Consider the following 17,356-nt stretch of genomic DNA (forward strand, 5'->3'; position numbering starts at 1 on the left):
CAGAACGCTTCTTTGGGACGCTGAAGTCAGAGTGGGTGCCCAGCAAAGGTTACAAGGAAATTGATGAAGCCAGGCAGGATATGACCAGCTTCTTCATGCGATACAACCGAATCAGGCTCCACAGCCATAACAACTATCTGTCGCCGATAGCTATGGAGCAGCAGGCGGCGTGATCACCGTAATCGGTGTCCGGAAAAACTTGACCAGAACAGCTTGCCCCGCGAAGAGGCCGGTTCAGGCTCAGTCAACCATCGGCACATGCCGCGGATGGCTGGCCACCCTCTGCAGCCAAGCCCTGACCCCAGGGTATTCGGCCAGGTCGAACCCACCCTGATGCGCCACGTGGGTGTACGCGTACAACGCCACATCGGCAATCGAATACTGGTCCCCCACCAGGTACGGCGTCATCTGCAGCTGCCGCTCCATCACCCTCAGCGCTTTGTAACCACCCTTGTGCAGCTTGCGGTATTCCTCCACGCGCTCGTCCGGCAGGCCCAGGTAAAACTGGATGAACCGTGCAACGGCAATGTAAGGCTCATGGCTGTACTGCTCGAAGAACTGCCACTGCAGCACCTGGGTACGCAGGCGCGGCTCGCTGGGCAGGTATTCGCTGCCATCGGCGAGGAAGTTGAGGATGGCGTTGGATTCCCACAGGCAGGTACCGTCCTCGAGCTTGAGCACCGGCACCTTGCCGTTGGGGTTCATGGCCAGGAATTCGGGCGTTTCGGTCTCGCCCTTGAGGATGTTCACCGGGTGCCATTCATATGGGCGGTCGAGCAAGCTCAGCATCAGCTTGACCTTGTAACAGTTGCCCGACTGGTAATCGCCATAGACCTTGTACATCGCCCCTCCCTCCCATGCAGTTGTGCAATCGTGCCCAATAGTTGGCGACTGTACGGCTAAAAGCAATGCCTGCTGTATGGCAAAGATCAAGGTTGCCCGCGTTAGTCTGAAAAAACTGCTTACACATGGACAAGGACCTACCCCATGACCGATGCCACCTCCGCACGCCTGCGGCCCCTGGCAGACAGCTCTCCGTCGGCGGTGGTCGCCGGCTTCATCGCCATGCTCACCGGTTACACCAGCTCGTTGGTGCTGATGTTCCAGGCCGGCCAGGCCGCTGGCCTGACCACGGCGCAGATTTCTTCGTGGATCTGGGCCCTGTCGATCGGCATGGCGGTCTGCAGCATCGGCCTGTCGCTGCGCTACCGCACCCCCATTACCGTCGCCTGGTCGACACCTGGCGCTGCGCTGTTGATCACGAGCCTGGGCGGGGTCAGCTACGGCGAAGCCATCGGCGCCTATATCACCTGTGCGTTGCTGGTGCTCATCTGCGGCCTGACCGGCAGCTTCGAGCGCCTGGTCAAACGCATCCCTGCCTCGCTGGCCTCGGCATTGCTCGCCGGCATCCTGTTCAAGATCGGCAGCGAAATCTTCGTCGCCGCCCAGCACCGCACGTTGCTGGTACTGGGCATGTTCTTCAGCTACTTGCTGGTCAAGCGCCTGTCGCCGCGCTATTGCGTGCTGGCTGCGCTGCTGGTGGGTACGGCGCTGTCCGGCGCCCTTGGCCTGCTGGACTTCAGCAGCTTCAAGCTGGAGGTGGCCACACCGGTGTGGACCACCCCCAGCTTCTCGCTGGCCGCCACCGTCAGCATCGGCATTCCATTGTTCGTGGTGGCCATGACCTCGCAGAACATGCCCGGCGTCGCCGTGCTGCGCGCCGACGGTTACCAGGTGCCGGCCTCCCCACTGATTTCGGCGACCGGTTTTGCCTCACTCGTGCTGGCGCCGTTTGGCTCCCATGGGGTCAACCTGGCAGCGATCAGCGCGGCCATCTGCACCGGGCCACATGCCCATGAAGACCCGAGCAAGCGTTACACCGCTGCAGTGTGGTGCGGGATTTTCTACGGCATTGCCGGGGTGTTCGGCGCTACGCTGGCGGCTTTGTTCGCAGCGCTGCCGAAGGAACTGGTGTTGTCGATTGCAGCCTTGGCGCTGTTCGGCTCGATCATGAACGGCCTGACCGTGGCCATGGGCGAGGCGCGTGAACGCGAGGCGGCGCTGATCACCTTCATGGTCACGGCGTCGGGTTTCACCCTGTTTTCGATTGGTTCGGCGTTCTGGGGGATTGTCGCGGGGGTGCTGACCTTGCTGATCCTCAACCCGCGCAAGGCCTGAATACGCTCGGCATTATCGCGGGGGCAGCCCCGCGACAGCGCCGTGTGGTCACTCCCGGCGGTAAGGCAGCATCTCCCGCGCCTGCTCGGCATACCCCTGTATGCCCACCCGCTCCTGCTGCAGGAAGTCCTCCACCGCCCGGCGCAACCCGGGGTGCAGCAAGTAATGCCACGAACGCGTCAGCACCGGCTCGAAGCCTCGAATCAGCTTATGCTCGCCCTGCGCCCCGGCATCGAAACGCTGCAGCCCTTCGGCGATGGCAAAGTCCATGCCTTGGTAGAAACAGGTTTCGAAGTGCAGCCGGTCAAACTCATCCAGGCAGCCCCAATACCGGCCGAACAGGCTGTCGCCACCCACCAGGCTAAGGGCCATGGCAACATCGCGCCCACCCTGACGGGCCATGACCACCCGTAGCGCCTCGGGCATGCGCTCGGCCAGCAGGCTGAAGAATTCGCGGGTCAGGTACGGCGAGCGTCTGCGTACGGCATAGGTGTTGGCATAGCACAGGTAGACAAAATCCCATTGAGCCTCATCCAGCTCATCGCCGCGATACCAGCGAAAATCGATGCCCTGCCCTGCCACCTGCTCACGTTCCTTGCGCATCTGCTTGCGCTTGCGTGAACTCAGGCTGTCGAGAAAATCCTGGAAGTCCCGGTAGTTTCGGTTGCGCCAGTGGTACTGGCAGCCCAAGCGCTCCATCCAGCCGGGCAGGCCGGCAAGCTGGGTATCCAGGCCCTGGTCGGTGAAATTGATGTGCGCCCCGGAAAGCCCGGCCTTCCCCAGATACTCGGGCAGGGCCTGGAGCACGAGCAAGCCGTCGGCCGGGTCGGCCGCGAGCAGCCGCGGGCCACTGACCGGGCTGAACGGCACTGCGCCGAGCAGCTTGGGGTAATAGGCGATACCCGCGCGTTCGCAGGCATCGGCCCAGCCATGGTCGAACACGTACTCACCGTACGAATGCCACTTGCGGTAGGCCGGCAACAGCGCCCGCACTTGCCCGTCACGCTCCAGCACCAGGTGCTCGGCGGCCCAGCCGTTGGCCGGTGCAACACTGCCGCTGTCTTCCATGGCGCTCAGGAACGCATGGCGCAGGAATGGCTGGCCGGCAGGCACCAGGGCGTCCCAGGTCGCCGCGGGCAGGTCACGCAGATGGGCAAGGCTGTAGAGGCTGGTCACGGTTTCGACTCGCATGCTGAAGGCACCAGTATCAGGAATAACAGCCGCCCACTCAAATGACGAATGCCTGGCTGATCCTTTTATTCTCAATTACTTAACCGCAGTGCCACTAATTAGACATTAATCTGTCATTGGCCCCCGCAATACTTGCGCCTGTTTTCCGGAACCCCAGAACCTGTCTATTCAGGCCCTTTCCGAAGACATGCCAACACGGGGGCGGGCGCTGAGCCTCCCCAATTTTTTTCAGTAGGGAGAACCTTATGCGTCTTGTTTCTACACTTACCGGAGTGAGCCTCACCGGCATGATGCTGGCTCTGAGTACTCCGGCCAGTGCTGCTGTCGACGCCAAGCTGCTCGAAATGCTCCGCGCCAACGGCTCGATCAATCAGGCGCAGTACAACGAACTGCAGGGCGACCTGGCAAAAGAAACCAAGGAAAAGGCCGACCAGAAAGCTCAGTCCGAACGTATGAGCTCCTTTGAACAGAAAGTGGCATGGGCCGCCAAGACCCAGATCAAGGGCGATGTGCGCCTGCGCTACGAAGACGTCAACGTCGACGATCCAAACAGCAGCAGCGGCAACCAGGACCGTCAGCGCGTGCGTGCCCGCGTCGGTTTCTACAGCGAGATCAACCCGCAAGTCGACGCTGGCGTGCGTATCGCCACCGGCAGCAGCGCCGACCGCCGCTCCACCAACCAGAGCTTCGACAACTATTTCGACAAGAAATCGCTGTGGGTTGACCTGGCCTACCTGGACTGGCACCCGACGGCTATCCCGAACCTGCACCTGATCGGCGGCAAGATGCAGCAGCCTTGGGTGAACATGGGCGACATCATCTGGGACAGCGACATCAACCCGGAAGGCGTGGCAGCCACCTACAAAGCTGACCTGGGCGGCGCCGAGGTATTTGCCAGCGCTGGCCAGTACACCCTCAAGGACAACGTGGACGGCGACGGCGTGCAGTACAAGCATGACGCCCAGGTCTACCACGCGCAGTTGGGCACCAAGTTCGCGCCGGTCGATGCGCTGAAGGTCACCGTGGGTGCGAGCATCTACGGCTACGACAACGACAAGGAAGCGGCCATCCTGCAGTCGTTCGGCAACACCACCAACGAGTTCAACCTGGTCGAAGGCTTCGGCCAGCTCGACTTCACCGGCTTCGCGATCCCACTGGCAGCCTACGGCCAATACGTGAAGAACACCGAGAGCACCGATGGCGAAGACCAGGCTTGGCTGGCCGGCCTGAAGACCAAGGTTGGCGCCTGGAGCCTGGATTACAACTACCGCGATGTGCAGCGTAACGCCGTGGTCAGCCTGTTCACCGACTCCGACTTCGGCAACGGCTTCACCGGCTCGCGTGGTCACAAGTTCAAGGTCGGTTACGAAATCGACAAGAACTTCTCGCTGGGGGCTGCTTACCTGATGGCCAAGACCGACCTGTCGCAGCTGCCGAACAGCAATGCGGATGTCGACACCTTGCAGGTGGACCTGGAGGCCAAGTTCTAAGCTGCAACGCATTCGCTTTAATCGAGGCGGGAAATGCCGACCCCATCCGGCGTTTCCTGCCTTTTTTTGTCTGCAAGAAATGCGTCGGCCCCATCGCCGGCAAGCCGGCTCCCACAGGTAGCCCACGATGCTCCAGCTGTGTGGGGTCCCTGTGGGAGCCGGCTTGCCGGCGATGGGGCCGACGCGGCAGGTCAGCGTTTACGCAGGATCACGCTACCAATCGAATACCCCGCCCCAAACGAGCTCAACACGCCCAGCGAGCCCGTGGCCAGGTCATCCTGATACAGGTGGAAGGCAATCACCGACCCCGCCGAGCTGGTGTTGGCATAGCGGTCGAGAATCACCGGTGCATCTTCCTCCGCCACTTCACGCCCCAGCAGCTTCTTGACGATCAGGTGGTTCATGCTCAGGTTGGCCTGGTGCAACCAGAACCGTTTCACGTCGGACGGCTGCAGGTCGTTCTCGCCCAGGTGCTTGCCGATCAGTTCCGCGACCATCGGGCAGACTTCCTTGAACACCTTGCGGCCTTCTTGCACGAACAGCTTGTCCCGGGCGCCAACGCCCTCTTCTGCCGCGCGGTTGAGGAAGCCGAAGTTGTTGCGGATGTTGTTGGAGAATACGGTCTGCAGCTTGGTGCCGAGGATGTCGAACTGGTGCGCCGAGGTGGCCAGGTCGGCCCGCTCCACCAGTACCGCTGTGGCGGCATCACCGAAGATGAAGTGGCTGTCGCGGTCACGGAAGTTCAGGTGCCCGGTGCAGATTTCCGGGCTGACCACCAGCAGTGCGCGGGCCTGCCCCAGCTGCACGCTGTTGGCGGCAGTCTGGATGCCGAACGTGGCCGACGAACACGCAACGTTCATGTCGAAGGCGAAGCCCTGAATACCCAGCGCCTGCTGCACTTCGATGGCAATGGCCGGGTACGGGCGCTGCAGGTTGGAGCAGGCGACGATCACCCCGTCGACATCGGCGGCCGTGCGGCCGGCGCGTTCCAGAGCCTGGCGCGCGGCGGCAACGCCCATCTCGCAGAGAATCGACTGCTCGTCGTTGGAGCGCTCCGGCAGGCGTGGTTTCATGCGCTGCGGGTCGAGGATGCCGGCCTTGTCCATGACGAAACGGCTCTTGATGCCCGAGGCCTTTTCGATGAATGCAGCGTCGGACATTGGCGCTGCCTCGACCTCGCCACGCTCGATGGCAGCGGCATTGTCGAGGTTGAACTGCTGCGCCCAGGCGTTGAAGGACGCCACCAGTTCTTCGTTGGAAATGCTCTGGGCCGGGGTATACAGGCCGGTGCCGCTGATCACGACGTTATGCACGGTCGTTCCTCTGGTCAAAGGCCATCGCCACGGGGCGCTGGCTGGAAAATGCGTAATGGCACTTTAGTGCCAGATCAAGGGCGAGGGCGCGGCCCTCGTTCGCGGGCAAACCCGCTCCCACAGGGGCTGTATGGCCAGCCCCAAATAGGATCAATATTGCCACATCTTCTGGGGTTTAGGCTTCCACCTGAGACCACTGTTTGCTGAGACGCTTGTCAGAAATCGGCACTTTCGTGCCCAACTGCTGGGCAAACAGCGACACCCGATATTCCTCCAGCAACCAGCGGTACAAGGCAAGCTGCTCGTCACGCTTGCCCTCCTGGGCATGCTTGTCGGCACGGGCCTTGTATTGGGCCCAGAGGTTGCTCAACTCAGCGCTCCACACCCGGTCCTTCTGCACCTGGCTGCCCAACTTCTCGAGGCGTAATTCCACCGCTTTCAAGTAGCGCGGCAACTCCTTGAACCAGGCTGCGGGCGTTTCGCGCACGAAGCCCGGATACACCAGGTTGGCCAACTGTTGCTTGATGTCGTTGAGCGCCACCGCCTGGCTCAGGTCGATCTTGCCCTTGAAGCGCTTCTGCAGGCCGTGCCACAGCTTCAGCACTTCCAGCGTCTGGCGGGCCAGGCGCTCGGCATGCTCGGCCCAGCTACCGCGCTTGCGCTCGGCCAGGCCGGCCAAGGCGGCGCCATCACGCGGCAGCGTATCTTCGCCTTCGAGGATGCAGCTGTCCAGGCTGGCCAACAGGATGTCCTCGACCAGCGCCTCGACACGGCCCAGTTCGCGGTACAGCAAGCCCAGCTCGGTCAGGCCCGGCAGCTTGCCACGGAGGAATTTGGCCGGTTCCGCCAACTGCTGCAGCAGCAGGCGCTGCAAGGCGCGGCGGTGCTGGAACTCGGCTTCGGCCTGGGTCGAGAACCGCCCTTCGTGCACGCTGCCGCTCTGCTCCACCAGCGCCGGGTACACGGTCATCGACAGGCCGGCAATCTTCTGCTGGGCGGTCTGCTTGACTTCGGTGAAGGCCTTGGCCTGCACCGGCTGTTCAGCCTTGTCGTTGCGCGGCACCGCCAGCGCCGCCTGGCTGGCGGCGGCAAAACGCGCGGTCAGCTCGGCGAGGTCGCGGCCTTCGCCGAGGAACTTGCCGTCACCGTCGACTACTTCGATGTTCATGCGCAAATGGCCTTCGACCAGGCCGACCGATTCCGCCCAAGCCTCGTCGGGCACGCGTGCACCGGTCATGCGCAACAGCTCCTGGCCCAGGGCCTGGGGCAGCGCGCCCTGGCCGAAGGACATGCGTGCCAGCGACGCCTTGACGAAGTCCGGCACCGGCACGAAGTTCTTGCGCAGCGCCTTGGGCAGGTTGCGCACCAGCGCCACGCACTTGGCTTCGATCAAGCCCGGCACCAGCCACTCCAGGCGCTCGCCCGGCAGGCTTGGCAGCAACGGCGCGGGCACCCGCACCGTGACGCCGTCACGCGGGTGGCCCGGCTCGAAGTGGTAGCTCAGCGGCAGGCGCAGCTCGCCCACCTGCAGGCTGTCCGGGTATTGGGCTGCCGTGACTTCGCTGGCTTCGCGGGCCAGCACGTCCTCCTCGCGCATGATCAGCAGGCTGCTGTCCTTCTGGCTGCCCATGCGGTACCAGCTGTCGAAAGTCGCGGTCTGGTGGATCTCGGCCGGCAGCCGCGCTTCGTAGAAGCCGTAAAGGGTTTCTTCGTCGGCCAGAATGTCGCGCCGACGCGCCTTGGCTTCCAGTTCGTCGAGCTCTTCGAGCAGGCGCTTGTTGGCGGCCAGGCACTTGGCGCGCGACTGGATCTGGCCCCCGACCAGCCCTTCGCGGATGAACAGTTCACGCGACGTGACCGGGTCGATCGGACCGTAATGCACCGGGCGGCGGCCAACCAGTATCAGGCCGTAAAGGGTGATCTGCTCGAAGGCAACCACCTGCCCGCGCTTCTTCTCCCAGTGCGGTTCAAAATGGTTCTTCTTGACCAGGTGGGTTGCCAGCGGCTCGATCCAGTCGGGCTCGATCTTGGCGACCATGCGCGCATACAGCTTGGTGGTCTCGACCAGTTCGGCGGCCATCACCCACTGCGGGCGCTTGCGGCCGAGGCCCGAAGACGGGTGCACCCAGAAGCGCCGCTGGCGGGCACCCTGGTAGTCGCCCTCCTCGGTCTTGTGGCCGATCTGGCTGAGCAGGCCGCTGAGGATGGCCTTGTGCATCTTCTGGTAGTCAGACGGTTCCTTATTCACCGCCAGCTGCAAGTCGCGGCAGATCAGCGCCAGCTGGCGATGCGCGTCGCGCCATTCGCGCAGGCGCAGGTAATTCAGGAATTGCTTGCGGCACCAGTTGCGCAGCGGGTTGGCAGTCAGGGCCTGGCGCTGCTCCTCGAAACCACGCCACAGGTTGACCAGCGCGGCAAAGTCGGAATCGACGTCCTTCCACTGGGCATGCGCCTGGTCCGCGGCCTGCTGGCGCTCCGGCGGACGCTCGCGCGGGTCCTGCACCGACAGCGCACTGGTGACGATCAGCACTTCCTGCAGGCTGCCCAGGCGGGCGCCCTCGAGCAGCATGCGACCCAAGCGTGGGTCGATCGGCAAGCGCGCCAATTGGCGGCCCAAGGGTGTCAGCTGGTTCTCGCGGTTGACCGCCGAGAGCTCTTGCAGCAGGTTGAAACCGTCGCTGATGGCCTTGCCATCTGGCGGCTCGATGAACGGGAAGGCATCGATGGCGCCCAGGCGCAGGTGGAGCATCTGCAGGATCACCGCCGCCAGGTTGGTGCGCAGGATCTCGGGGTCGGTGAACGCCGGCCGGCCGTTGAAGTCCTCTTCGCTGTACAAGCGGATGCAGATACCGGGCTCTACCCGGCCGCAGCGGCCTTTGCGCTGGTTGGCGCTGGCCTGGGAAACGGCTTCGATCGGCAGGCGCTGGACCTTCGCCCGGTAACTGTAGCGGCTGATGCGCGCGGTACCGGTGTCGATCACGTAGCGGATGCCCGGCACGGTCAGGGATGTTTCCGCCACGTTGGTGGCCAGCACCACACGGCGCCCGGTGTGCGACTGGAAGATGCGCTGCTGCTCGGCCGGCGACAAGCGCGCGTACAGCGGCAAAATTTCGGTATGGCGCAGCTGGGCCTTGCGCAGAATCTCCGCTGCGTCGCGAATTTCACGCTCACCCGGCAGGAACACCAGCACATCGCCAGGGCCCTTGCCCTCGCTGCGCTCGTGGTGGGCGATTTCGTCGAGGGTGGCGAGGATGGCCTGGTCGACGGTGAGGTCTTCCTCGACCTGGTTGCCCTCTTCGTCCTGCTCGCTGGTCAGCGGGCGGTACCAGGTGTCCACCGGGTAGGTGCGGCCGGACACTTCGATGATCGGTGCGCCATCGAAATGCTGGGAAAAACGCTCCAGATCAATGGTGGCCGAGGTGATGATCAGCTTCAGGTCCGGGCGGCGGTGCAGCAGGGTCTTGAGGTAGCCGAGTAGGAAGTCGATGTTCAGGCTGCGCTCGTGGGCCTCGTCGACGATGATCGTGTCGTAACGCTCGAGAAAGCGGTCGTGCTGGGTTTCGGCCAGCAGGATGCCATCGGTCATCAGCTTGACCAGGGTATTGGCATCGCTCTGGTCCTCGAACCGCACCTGGTAACCGACCAGCCCGCCCAACGGCGTGCCCAGCTCTTCGGCAACCCGCGCGGCCACACTGCGAGCGGCGATCCGGCGCGGTTGGGTGTGGGCGATCAGGCCATGGCTGCCGCGGCCCAGTTCCAGGCAGATCTTGGGCAACTGGGTAGTCTTGCCCGAGCCGGTTTCGCCGGCGATCACCAACACCTGGTTTTCCGCCAACGCCTTCTTGATCTCGTCGCGCTTGGCGGCAATCGGCAGGCTGTCGTCGTAGCGGATGCGCGGCACGCTTTCCTGGCGCGCGGTAACCTGGGCGCAGGACGCCTGGACCTTCTCCACCCACTGCGCCAGCTTGGCCTCGTCGGGGCGCTTGCGCAGCTCGTGCAGTTGCCGGCGCAGGCGATGGCGGTCGGCGATCATGGCGTGGTCGAGGTTTTGCAGCAGTTTGTCGATAGCGTGGTCAGTCATGGGGCTTTTTAGTGATGCAGGTGAGCCTGCTTTTTCATGATCGGCATTCTTGAGGGCGCGATTGTCGCAGATTCGAGGGTTCTTTGCTGGCTGGACTGGCCCTATCGCCGGCAAGCCGGATCCCACAGGTACTCCACAGGACCTGAACGTTGTGGGGTACCTGTGGGATCCGGCTTGCCGGCGATAGGGCCGGTGCAGACCGCACATATGTTTAGTGAAGCCCGATGTAAAGGTTGCCATTCACTGCTTTAATCAACCTTACGCCGCATGTGAGTATCCAGGGATGACCCCCGACCAGCCCATCGCCCCGCCGCTTCCCCGCCCTTCGCTCGCGAAGGCCCGGACCCGCGCCGGCGAGAATCCGCTGGTGCATGTGATCCTCGCCTTCTGGGCTCTGTGGCACTGCCGTCACGCCCGCCCACCGGATACTTCGCTCACGCTTCACTGACCAGACCCGGCCGCCATCAGGCCGATTGACTCAGCTGGGCCGCCCCTGCGCGGCGGTCCTGTGCGCCCACGAGCGAACCCATCATGCACTTTGCACCTGTAGAGCACGCTAGCCGTTTCCTTGCCGAAAACCCTGATATCGAGCTGTTCGAACTGTTCATCCTCGACGCCAACGGCGTGCCGCGCGGCAAGTTGCTGCACCGCGACGAGCTGCTGGCCGTATACCAGAGCGGCCGCCCGCTACCCAGCACCATCCTGGGCCTGACCCTGAACGGCGATGACGTGGAGAACTCCGGCCTGGTATGGGACGTCGGCGACATCGACTGCCGCGCCTATCCGCTGGAATGCAGCCTGGTGCGCCTGCCCTGGCGCCGTATACCGACCGCCGCCGTGCAGGTCAGCATGCACCCCAGCGAAGGCCTGCCTGCCAGCGTCGCCGACCCGCGCCATGTGCTGCTGCGCACCATCGAAGCGCTCAACGCCGACGGCTACTACCCGGTGATGGCCTGCGAGCTGGAGTTCTACCTGCTTGACCAGAAACGCGATGCCCAGGGCCGCCCGCAACCGGCGCTGGACAACGACGGCGGCCGCCCGCGCAGCACGCAGGTCTATGGCTTGCGTGAGCTGGAACAAATCGAACCGTTCCTTGCCGACCTTTATGCTGCCTGCAAAGCCCAAGGTAGCCCGGCGCGCACGGCCATTTCCGAATACGCCCCCGGCCAGGTGGAAATCACCCTGGAGCATGGCGATGCACTGCAAGCCATGGACCAGGCCGTGCGCTACAAACGCCTGGTCAAAGGTGTCGCGCATGCCCATGGCATGCAGGCGTGCTTCATGGCCAAGCCCTTCGCCGACCTGGCCGGCACCGGCATGCACATGCACCTGAGCCTGGCCGACAGCGCCGGCAACAACCTGTTCGCCAGCGAAGACAAGGCCGGCACCCCGCTGCTGCGCCAAGCGGTGGCGGGCATGCTGCGCCACCTGCACGACTCGCTGCTGCTGTTCTGCCCCAACGCCAACTCGTTCCGCCGCTTCCAGGCCAACAGCTATGCACCGCTGGCGCCCACCTGGGGCGTCGACAACCGCACCGTCAGCCTGCGCGTGCCCGGTGGCCCGGCCAACAGCCGGCATGTCGAGCATCGCATCTGTGGCGCCGACGCCAACCCTTATCTGGCCGCTGCGGCCATTCTCGCGGCAAGCCACCGTGGCATCCGTGAACAGCTCGACCCGGGCGCACCGGTTGAAGGCAATGGCTACGCACAGGCGACCGAGCACCTGCCCACCGACTGGCTGACCGTGCTCGATGCCCTGGAGCGTTCGGAGTGGGCGCGCGAAGCGCTCGGCGGCGACTTTCTCGGGGTTTATCTAAAGGTCAAACGCGCCGAGTACCGCCAGTTCATGGCCGAAGTCAGCGAACAGGACTGGCGCTGGTACCTGCACCAGGCCTGAGCCCCACCCCATTCAGAACAAGGAACACCCATGAACGCAGCAGTGAACAACGGCCCGGCCCAGCGTGCGCCGTCCTACTACAGCGCCACCCTCAACGACCACACCCAGTACCCGCAACTCAAAGGCACCGTGCACGTCGACGTGGCCATCATCGGTGGTGGTTTCACCGGCGTGGCCACTGCGGTGGAACTGGCCGAACGCGGCCTCAAGGTGGCGATCGTCGAAACCAACCGCATCGGTTGGGGTGCCAGCGGCCGCAATGGTGGGCAGGTCACGGGCAGCCTGTCTGGCGATGAAGCCATGCGTACACAGATGCGCAACCGCCTGGGCAGCGAGGTGGACGATTTCATCTGGCACCTGCGCTGGCGCGGGCACCAGATCATCGAGCAGCGGGTCGAGCGCTATGGCATCGACTGCGACCTCAAGCGTGGCCACTTGCACGCGGCGATGAAGCCCTCGCACCTGGACGAACTGCGCGACTTCGAAGCCCAAGCGCAGCGCCGCGGCATGGGCGCACAGGTGCAGATGCTCGACCGCAGCGCCGTTGCCGAACACCTGCAGAGCCCGCTGTACCTGGGCGCGCTGAAGAACCTGCGCAACCTGCACCTGCACCCGCTGAACCTGTGCCTGGGCGAGGCGCGTGCCGCCCATGCGCAGGGCGCGCTGATCTTCGAAAACTCCGAAGTGCTGGACATCATTCATGGCCCGCGCCCAGCGGTGGTCACCGCCCACGGCCGTGTCGAGGCGCGCCAGGTGATGCTGGCCGGCGACGTTTACCACAAGCTGGAAAAACGCCAGCTCAAGGGCAAGATATTCCCGGCCATGGGCGGCATCGTCACCACCGCACCGCTGGGTGAACTGGCCGAACAAATCAACCCGCAGGACATGGCGGTGTACGACTGCCGGTTCGTGCTCGACTACTACCGCCTGACCGCCGACAAACGCCTGCTGTTCGGCGGTGGTGCGAACTATTCAGGCAAGGATTCGCGGGATATCGCCGGCGAACTGCGGCCGTGCATCGAACGCACCTTCCCGGCGCTCAAGGGCGTGCCGATCGAGTTCCAGTGGAGCTGCGCGATGGGCATCGTGGTCAACCGCATTCCGCAGTTGGGCAAGCTGTCGGACAACGTCTGGTACTGCCAGGGTTATTCGGGCCATGGCATTGCCACCAGCCACATCATGGGCGAGATCATGGCCGAGGCGCTGACCGGGACGCTTGAGAAGTTCGACACCTTCGCGGCGTGCAAGCACATCAAGGTGCCGATGGGGGACGTGCTGGGGAATCCGCTGTTGGCGGCGGGGATGTGGTACTACCAGATGCTTGAGAAATTGCGCTGATCGTACCGGCCTCATCGCCGGCAAGCCGGCTCCCACAGAGGCGGCGCAGCCCTTGAAAACTGCGCTTGGCCTGTGGGAGCCGGCTTGCCGGCGATGAGGCCAGCAAGGCCGATCAGGCGATCTTCTTCAACCCTTGCTTCTTCAGTTCTTCATCACGCAACTCACGACGCAGGATCTTGCCCACGTTGGTGGTCGGCAACGCATCGCGGAACTCGATGTAACGCGGCACCTTGTAGCCCGTGACGTTGGCACGCATGTGCTCCATCACCTGCTCCTTGGTCACGGTCATGCCTGGCTTGACCACGATGAACACCTTGATCAGCTCGCCCGACTTCTCGTCCGGCACGCCGATCGCGGCGCATTGCAGTACGCCCGGCAGGCCCGCCAGCACATCTTCCAGTTCGTTGGGGTACACGTTGAAGCCCGAGACCAGGATCATGTCCTTCTTGCGGTCGACGATGCGCATGTAGCCGTCCGGCTGGATCAAGGCGATGTCACCGGTCTTCAGCCAGCCTTCGCTGTCGAGAATCTCGTGGGTGGCCTCTTCACGCTGCCAGTAACCCTTCATCACCTGCGGGCCCTTGACGCACAGCTCGCCCACTTCGCCCAGCGGCAGTTCGTTGCCACTGTCATCGATGACCTTGCACAACGTCGAGGGCACCGGGATACCGATGGTGCCCACCTGGTTGGCCTCGGCCGGGTTGACTGCTGCCACCGGGCTGGTCTCGGTCATGCCGTAGCCTTCGCAGATGGCGCAACCGGTGACGGTCTTCCAGCGCTCGGCCACGCTCAATTGCAGGGCCATGCCACCGGACAAGGTGATCTTCAGTGCAGAGAAGTCCAAGGCACGGAACGCCTCGTTGTTGCACAGCGCAACGAACAGGGTGTTGAGGCCTACGAAGCCGCTGAACTTCCACTTGCCCAGCTCTTTGACCATCGCTGGCAGGTCACGCGGGTTGCTGATCAGCACGTTATGGTTGCCGATCAGCATCATCGCCATGCAATGGAAGGTAAACGCATAGATGTGGTACAGCGGCAGCGGCGTGATGAGGATCTCGCAGCCTTCCTGCAGGTTCGCGCCCATCAGTGCGCGGCATTGCAGCATGTTGGCGACCAGGTTGCGGTGGGTCAGCATCGCGCCCTTGGCGACACCTGTGGTGCCGCCGGTGTACTGCAGCACGGCGACATCATTGGCTTGCGGGTTGGCCTCGGTGACCGGCTGGCCCTTGCCCTGCGCCAGCGTATCGTTGAAGCGGACGGCATTGGGCAGGTTATAGGCCGGCACCATCTTCTTCACGTACTTGATCACGCTGTTGATCAGCAGGCGCTTGAGCGGTGGCAGCAGGTCGGCCACTTCGGTGACGATGACGTGCTTGACCTGGGTCTTGGGCACCACCTTTTCGGCCAGGTGCGCCATGTTGGCCAGGCACACCAGCGCCTTGGCACCGGAGTCGTTGAATTGGTGCTCCATTTCCCGCGCGGTATACAACGGGTTGGTGTTGACCACGATCAGGCCGGCGCGCATGGCGCCGAACACCGCTACCGGGTACTGCAGGACATTCGGCAGCTGCACGGCAATGCGATCACCCGGCTTGAGGTCGGTGTGCTGCTGCAGCCAGGCCGCAAAAGCGCCCGACAGGGCATACAACTCGCCATAGGTGATCGTCTTGCCCAGGTTGCTAAAGGCCGGTTTGTCGGCAAAGCGTTGGCAGGATTGCTTGAGTACCGCCTGGATATTGGGGAATTCGTCAGGATTGATTTCCGCCGTAATCCCGGCTGGGTATTTATCCTTCCAAAAATGGTCGATCATGGAAGCCCACTCCTTCAGCAACAGCGAAGTTCGATTCACGCGTCGATGCGTTTATTATTGATATGAGATGGCGGTTCGTTGCAAACCGAAACATCTGAAAGCGGGCCGAGCGTAACAGCTTTGCCGAGGGTCGCCTAGAGGCCAAATCAGGCCTTGTGGTCATAAAAATGACTCAATGAACAATACAAGTCATTTTTAGAGTATTTAACTTAAAGCTTCGCAATTTGAGCTGCAAGCTGCGAGTTAGAGCGACGCGCGCCACTTTACTCGCAGCTTGAAGCTGAAAGCTGCCTTACGCGATATCGCGCAACTCGCGCCGCAGGATCTTGCCCACCGGCGTCATCGGCAACGACTCGCGCAGCACGATGTGCTTGGGCACCTTGTAGCCGGTGAAATTGGCCTTGCAGTAAGCCTTGAGCTCATCGACGCTCAGCCCGCCCTCGCGCGCTACCACGAACAACTTCACCGCCTCGCCCGAACGCTCGTCCGGCACGCCGATGGCAGCGCAGTTGGCCACCTGCGGGTGCCCCATGATCACGTCTTCGATTTCGTTGGGGTACACGTTGAAACCCGAGACGATGATCATGTCCTTCTTGCGGTCGACGATACGGGTGAAGCCGTCAGGGTCGATCACGGCAATATCACCGGTCTTGAACCAGCCCTGCGCATCCAGGCACTGGGCGGTGGCTTCGGGTTGCTGCCAGTAGCCCTTCATCACCTGCGGCCCTTTGATGCACAGCTCGCCCCGCTCGCCCAGCGGCAGCTCGTTGCCGTCATCGTCGATGACCTTGAATGCGGTATCGGCGACCGGTATGCCCACCGTGCCAAGCCGCGCCAACTGGCCGTAAGGGTTGGTGCTGGCGACCGGCGAGGTTTCGGTCAGCCCGTAACCTTCGACGATGCGGCAACCCGTGAGGCTTTCCCAGCGTTCGGCGGTGGCCTTGACCAGTGCCGTACCGCCAGAGTTGGTGACCTTGAGCGCAGAGAAGTCCAGCTGGCGAAAGCCCGGGTGATCCATCAGCGCCACGAACAGCGTGTTCAACCCCAGCAACGCCGAGAACCGCCACTTGCCCAGCTCCTTGATGAAGGCCGGAATATCGCGCGGGTTGGTGATCAGCACGTTGTGGTTGCCCGTGACCATCATGCACATGCAGTTCGCGGTGAAGGCATAGATGTGGTACAGCGGCAGCGGCGCGATCATGACCTCCTGGCCTTCCTTGATCAGCTTCTGGCCGTCCGGGCCATGCTGCGAGAAGCACGCCAGCACCTGCAGCATGTTGGCCACCAGGTTGCCGTGGGTCAGCATGGCGCCCTTGGCCAGGCCCGTGGTGCCGCCGGTGTACTGCAGCACGGCGATGTCGTCGAGGCTGAGCGCGACCGGCTTGTGGCTCAACGCCCGGCCGTCGCGCAGTACCTGCTTGAACGCGATGGCCTGCGGCAGGTGATAGGCCGGCACCATCTTTTTCACCTTGTCGACCACGGTGTTGATCAGCCAGCCCTTGGCGGTAGGCAGCAGGTCGCCCATCTTCGCCTCGATCAGGTACTCGATGCCGGTATCGGGCAGCACCTCCTGCACGCGCTTGCCGAACATGTTCAGGTACACCAGGGCACGGGCACCTGAATCCTTGAACTGGTGGCGCATCTCGCGCTCGGTATACAGCGGGTTGGTGTTGACCACGATCAGGCCGGCACGCAAGGCGCCGAACACGGCAATCGGGTACTGCAGCACATTGGGCATCTGCACGGCAATGCGGTCGCCCGGCACCAGGCCGGTATGCTGTTGCAGCCAGGCAGCAAAGGCTGCGGAAAGGCGGTCGAGCTCGGCGTAGGTCAGGGTCTTGCCCAGGTTGCTGAACGCCGGGCGATCGGCGAAGCGCTTGCAGGAGCGCTCGAATACCTCGACAACCGAGGTGTACGCATGAATGTCGATGGTGGAAGGTACGCCCGCCGGGCGTTTGTCATTCCAGAAGTCGGCTTGCATTTATTATTGTTCCTCTGCCTGAACCCGCTCTGAGCCTGTAATCCCTTTGCCTGATGGCAAGAAGGCGTTGCACCGACG

The 17,356-nt window shown here is 63.2% G+C and carries 11 protein-coding genes; 5 read left to right on the forward strand and 6 right to left on the reverse strand.

The genetic code is table 11. The features are described from left to right. The coding region (locus tag ABEH27_RS00005; RefSeq protein WP_346612060.1) for an integrase core domain-containing protein at positions 1 to 173 on the forward strand (173 nt) is incomplete at its 5' end. A gap of 67 nt (positions 174 to 240) precedes the next feature. Here the strand turns inward: ABEH27_RS00005 and ABEH27_RS00010 are convergent. Next, positions 241 to 843 (reverse strand): glutathione S-transferase family protein, encoded by a 603-nt coding sequence (locus tag ABEH27_RS00010; protein WP_346611599.1) that lies wholly within the window; start codon positions 841 to 843, stop codon positions 241 to 243. A gap of 144 nt (positions 844 to 987) precedes the next feature. On the opposite strand from ABEH27_RS00010, the gene ABEH27_RS00015 reads away from it, so the two are divergent. Then, complete coding sequence (locus ABEH27_RS00015) at positions 988 to 2,178, forward strand: benzoate/H(+) symporter BenE family transporter (RefSeq protein ID WP_346611600.1); 1,191 nt, start codon at positions 988 to 990, stop codon at positions 2,176 to 2,178. Between the two features lie 48 nt (positions 2,179 to 2,226). Here ABEH27_RS00015 and ABEH27_RS00020 read toward each other — a convergent pair whose 3' ends face one another. Next, entirely contained in the window at positions 2,227 to 3,354 is a 1,128-nt protein-coding gene (locus tag ABEH27_RS00020) for a GNAT family N-acetyltransferase (protein WP_346612061.1), read from the reverse strand. Positions 3,355 to 3,614: 260 nt separating this feature from the next. Between ABEH27_RS00020 and ABEH27_RS00025 the strand changes: the two genes are divergently transcribed. After that, positions 3,615 to 4,859, forward strand: coding sequence for a putative porin (locus ABEH27_RS00025; protein WP_346611601.1), 1,245 nt, complete (start codon positions 3,615 to 3,617; stop codon positions 4,857 to 4,859). Positions 4,860 to 5,050: 191 nt separating this feature from the next. Here ABEH27_RS00025 and ABEH27_RS00030 read toward each other — a convergent pair whose 3' ends face one another. Together ABEH27_RS00030 and hrpA are read right to left on the reverse strand one after the other, a co-directional pair. Then, complete coding sequence (locus ABEH27_RS00030; RefSeq protein WP_346611602.1) at positions 5,051 to 6,172, reverse strand: beta-ketoacyl-ACP synthase III; 1,122 nt, start codon at positions 6,170 to 6,172, stop codon at positions 5,051 to 5,053. Between the two features lie 175 nt (positions 6,173 to 6,347). Next, positions 6,348 to 10,253: an ATP-dependent RNA helicase HrpA gene (gene hrpA / locus ABEH27_RS00035; protein ID WP_346611603.1), complete on the reverse strand. Its 3,906-nt coding sequence runs from the start codon at positions 10,251 to 10,253 to the stop codon at positions 6,348 to 6,350. Between the two features lie 531 nt (positions 10,254 to 10,784). On the opposite strand from hrpA, the gene ABEH27_RS00040 reads away from it, so the two are divergent. Together ABEH27_RS00040 and ABEH27_RS00045 are read left to right on the forward strand one after the other, a co-directional pair. Continuing rightward, on the forward strand, positions 10,785 to 12,149 hold the full coding sequence (locus tag ABEH27_RS00040) for a glutamine synthetase family protein (RefSeq protein ID WP_346611604.1): 1,365 nt from the start codon (positions 10,785 to 10,787) through the stop codon (positions 12,147 to 12,149). 30 nt (positions 12,150 to 12,179) lie between these two features. Next, on the forward strand, positions 12,180 to 13,487 hold the full coding sequence (locus ABEH27_RS00045; RefSeq protein ID WP_346611605.1) for an FAD-binding oxidoreductase: 1,308 nt from the start codon (positions 12,180 to 12,182) through the stop codon (positions 13,485 to 13,487). A 112-nt stretch (positions 13,488 to 13,599) separates the two neighbouring features. Here ABEH27_RS00045 and fadD1 read toward each other — a convergent pair whose 3' ends face one another. Both fadD1 and fadD2 read right to left on the reverse strand, forming a co-directional pair. Continuing rightward, positions 13,600 to 15,297, reverse strand: a complete 1,698-nt coding sequence (gene fadD1, locus ABEH27_RS00050; RefSeq protein ID WP_346611606.1) for a long-chain-fatty-acid--CoA ligase FadD1 — start codon at positions 15,295 to 15,297, stop codon at positions 13,600 to 13,602. Positions 15,298 to 15,589: 292 nt separating this feature from the next. Beyond that, positions 15,590 to 17,278: a long-chain-fatty-acid--CoA ligase FadD2 gene (gene fadD2 / locus ABEH27_RS00055; protein ID WP_346611607.1), complete on the reverse strand. Its 1,689-nt coding sequence runs from the start codon at positions 17,276 to 17,278 to the stop codon at positions 15,590 to 15,592. Between the last annotated feature and the right edge of the window lie 78 nt (positions 17,279 to 17,356).

Origin of the sequence: Pseudomonas sp. P39-UII1 (genome assembly GCF_039672635.1) — a bacterium.
Lineage (GTDB): Bacteria > Pseudomonadota > Gammaproteobacteria > Pseudomonadales > Pseudomonadaceae > Aquipseudomonas.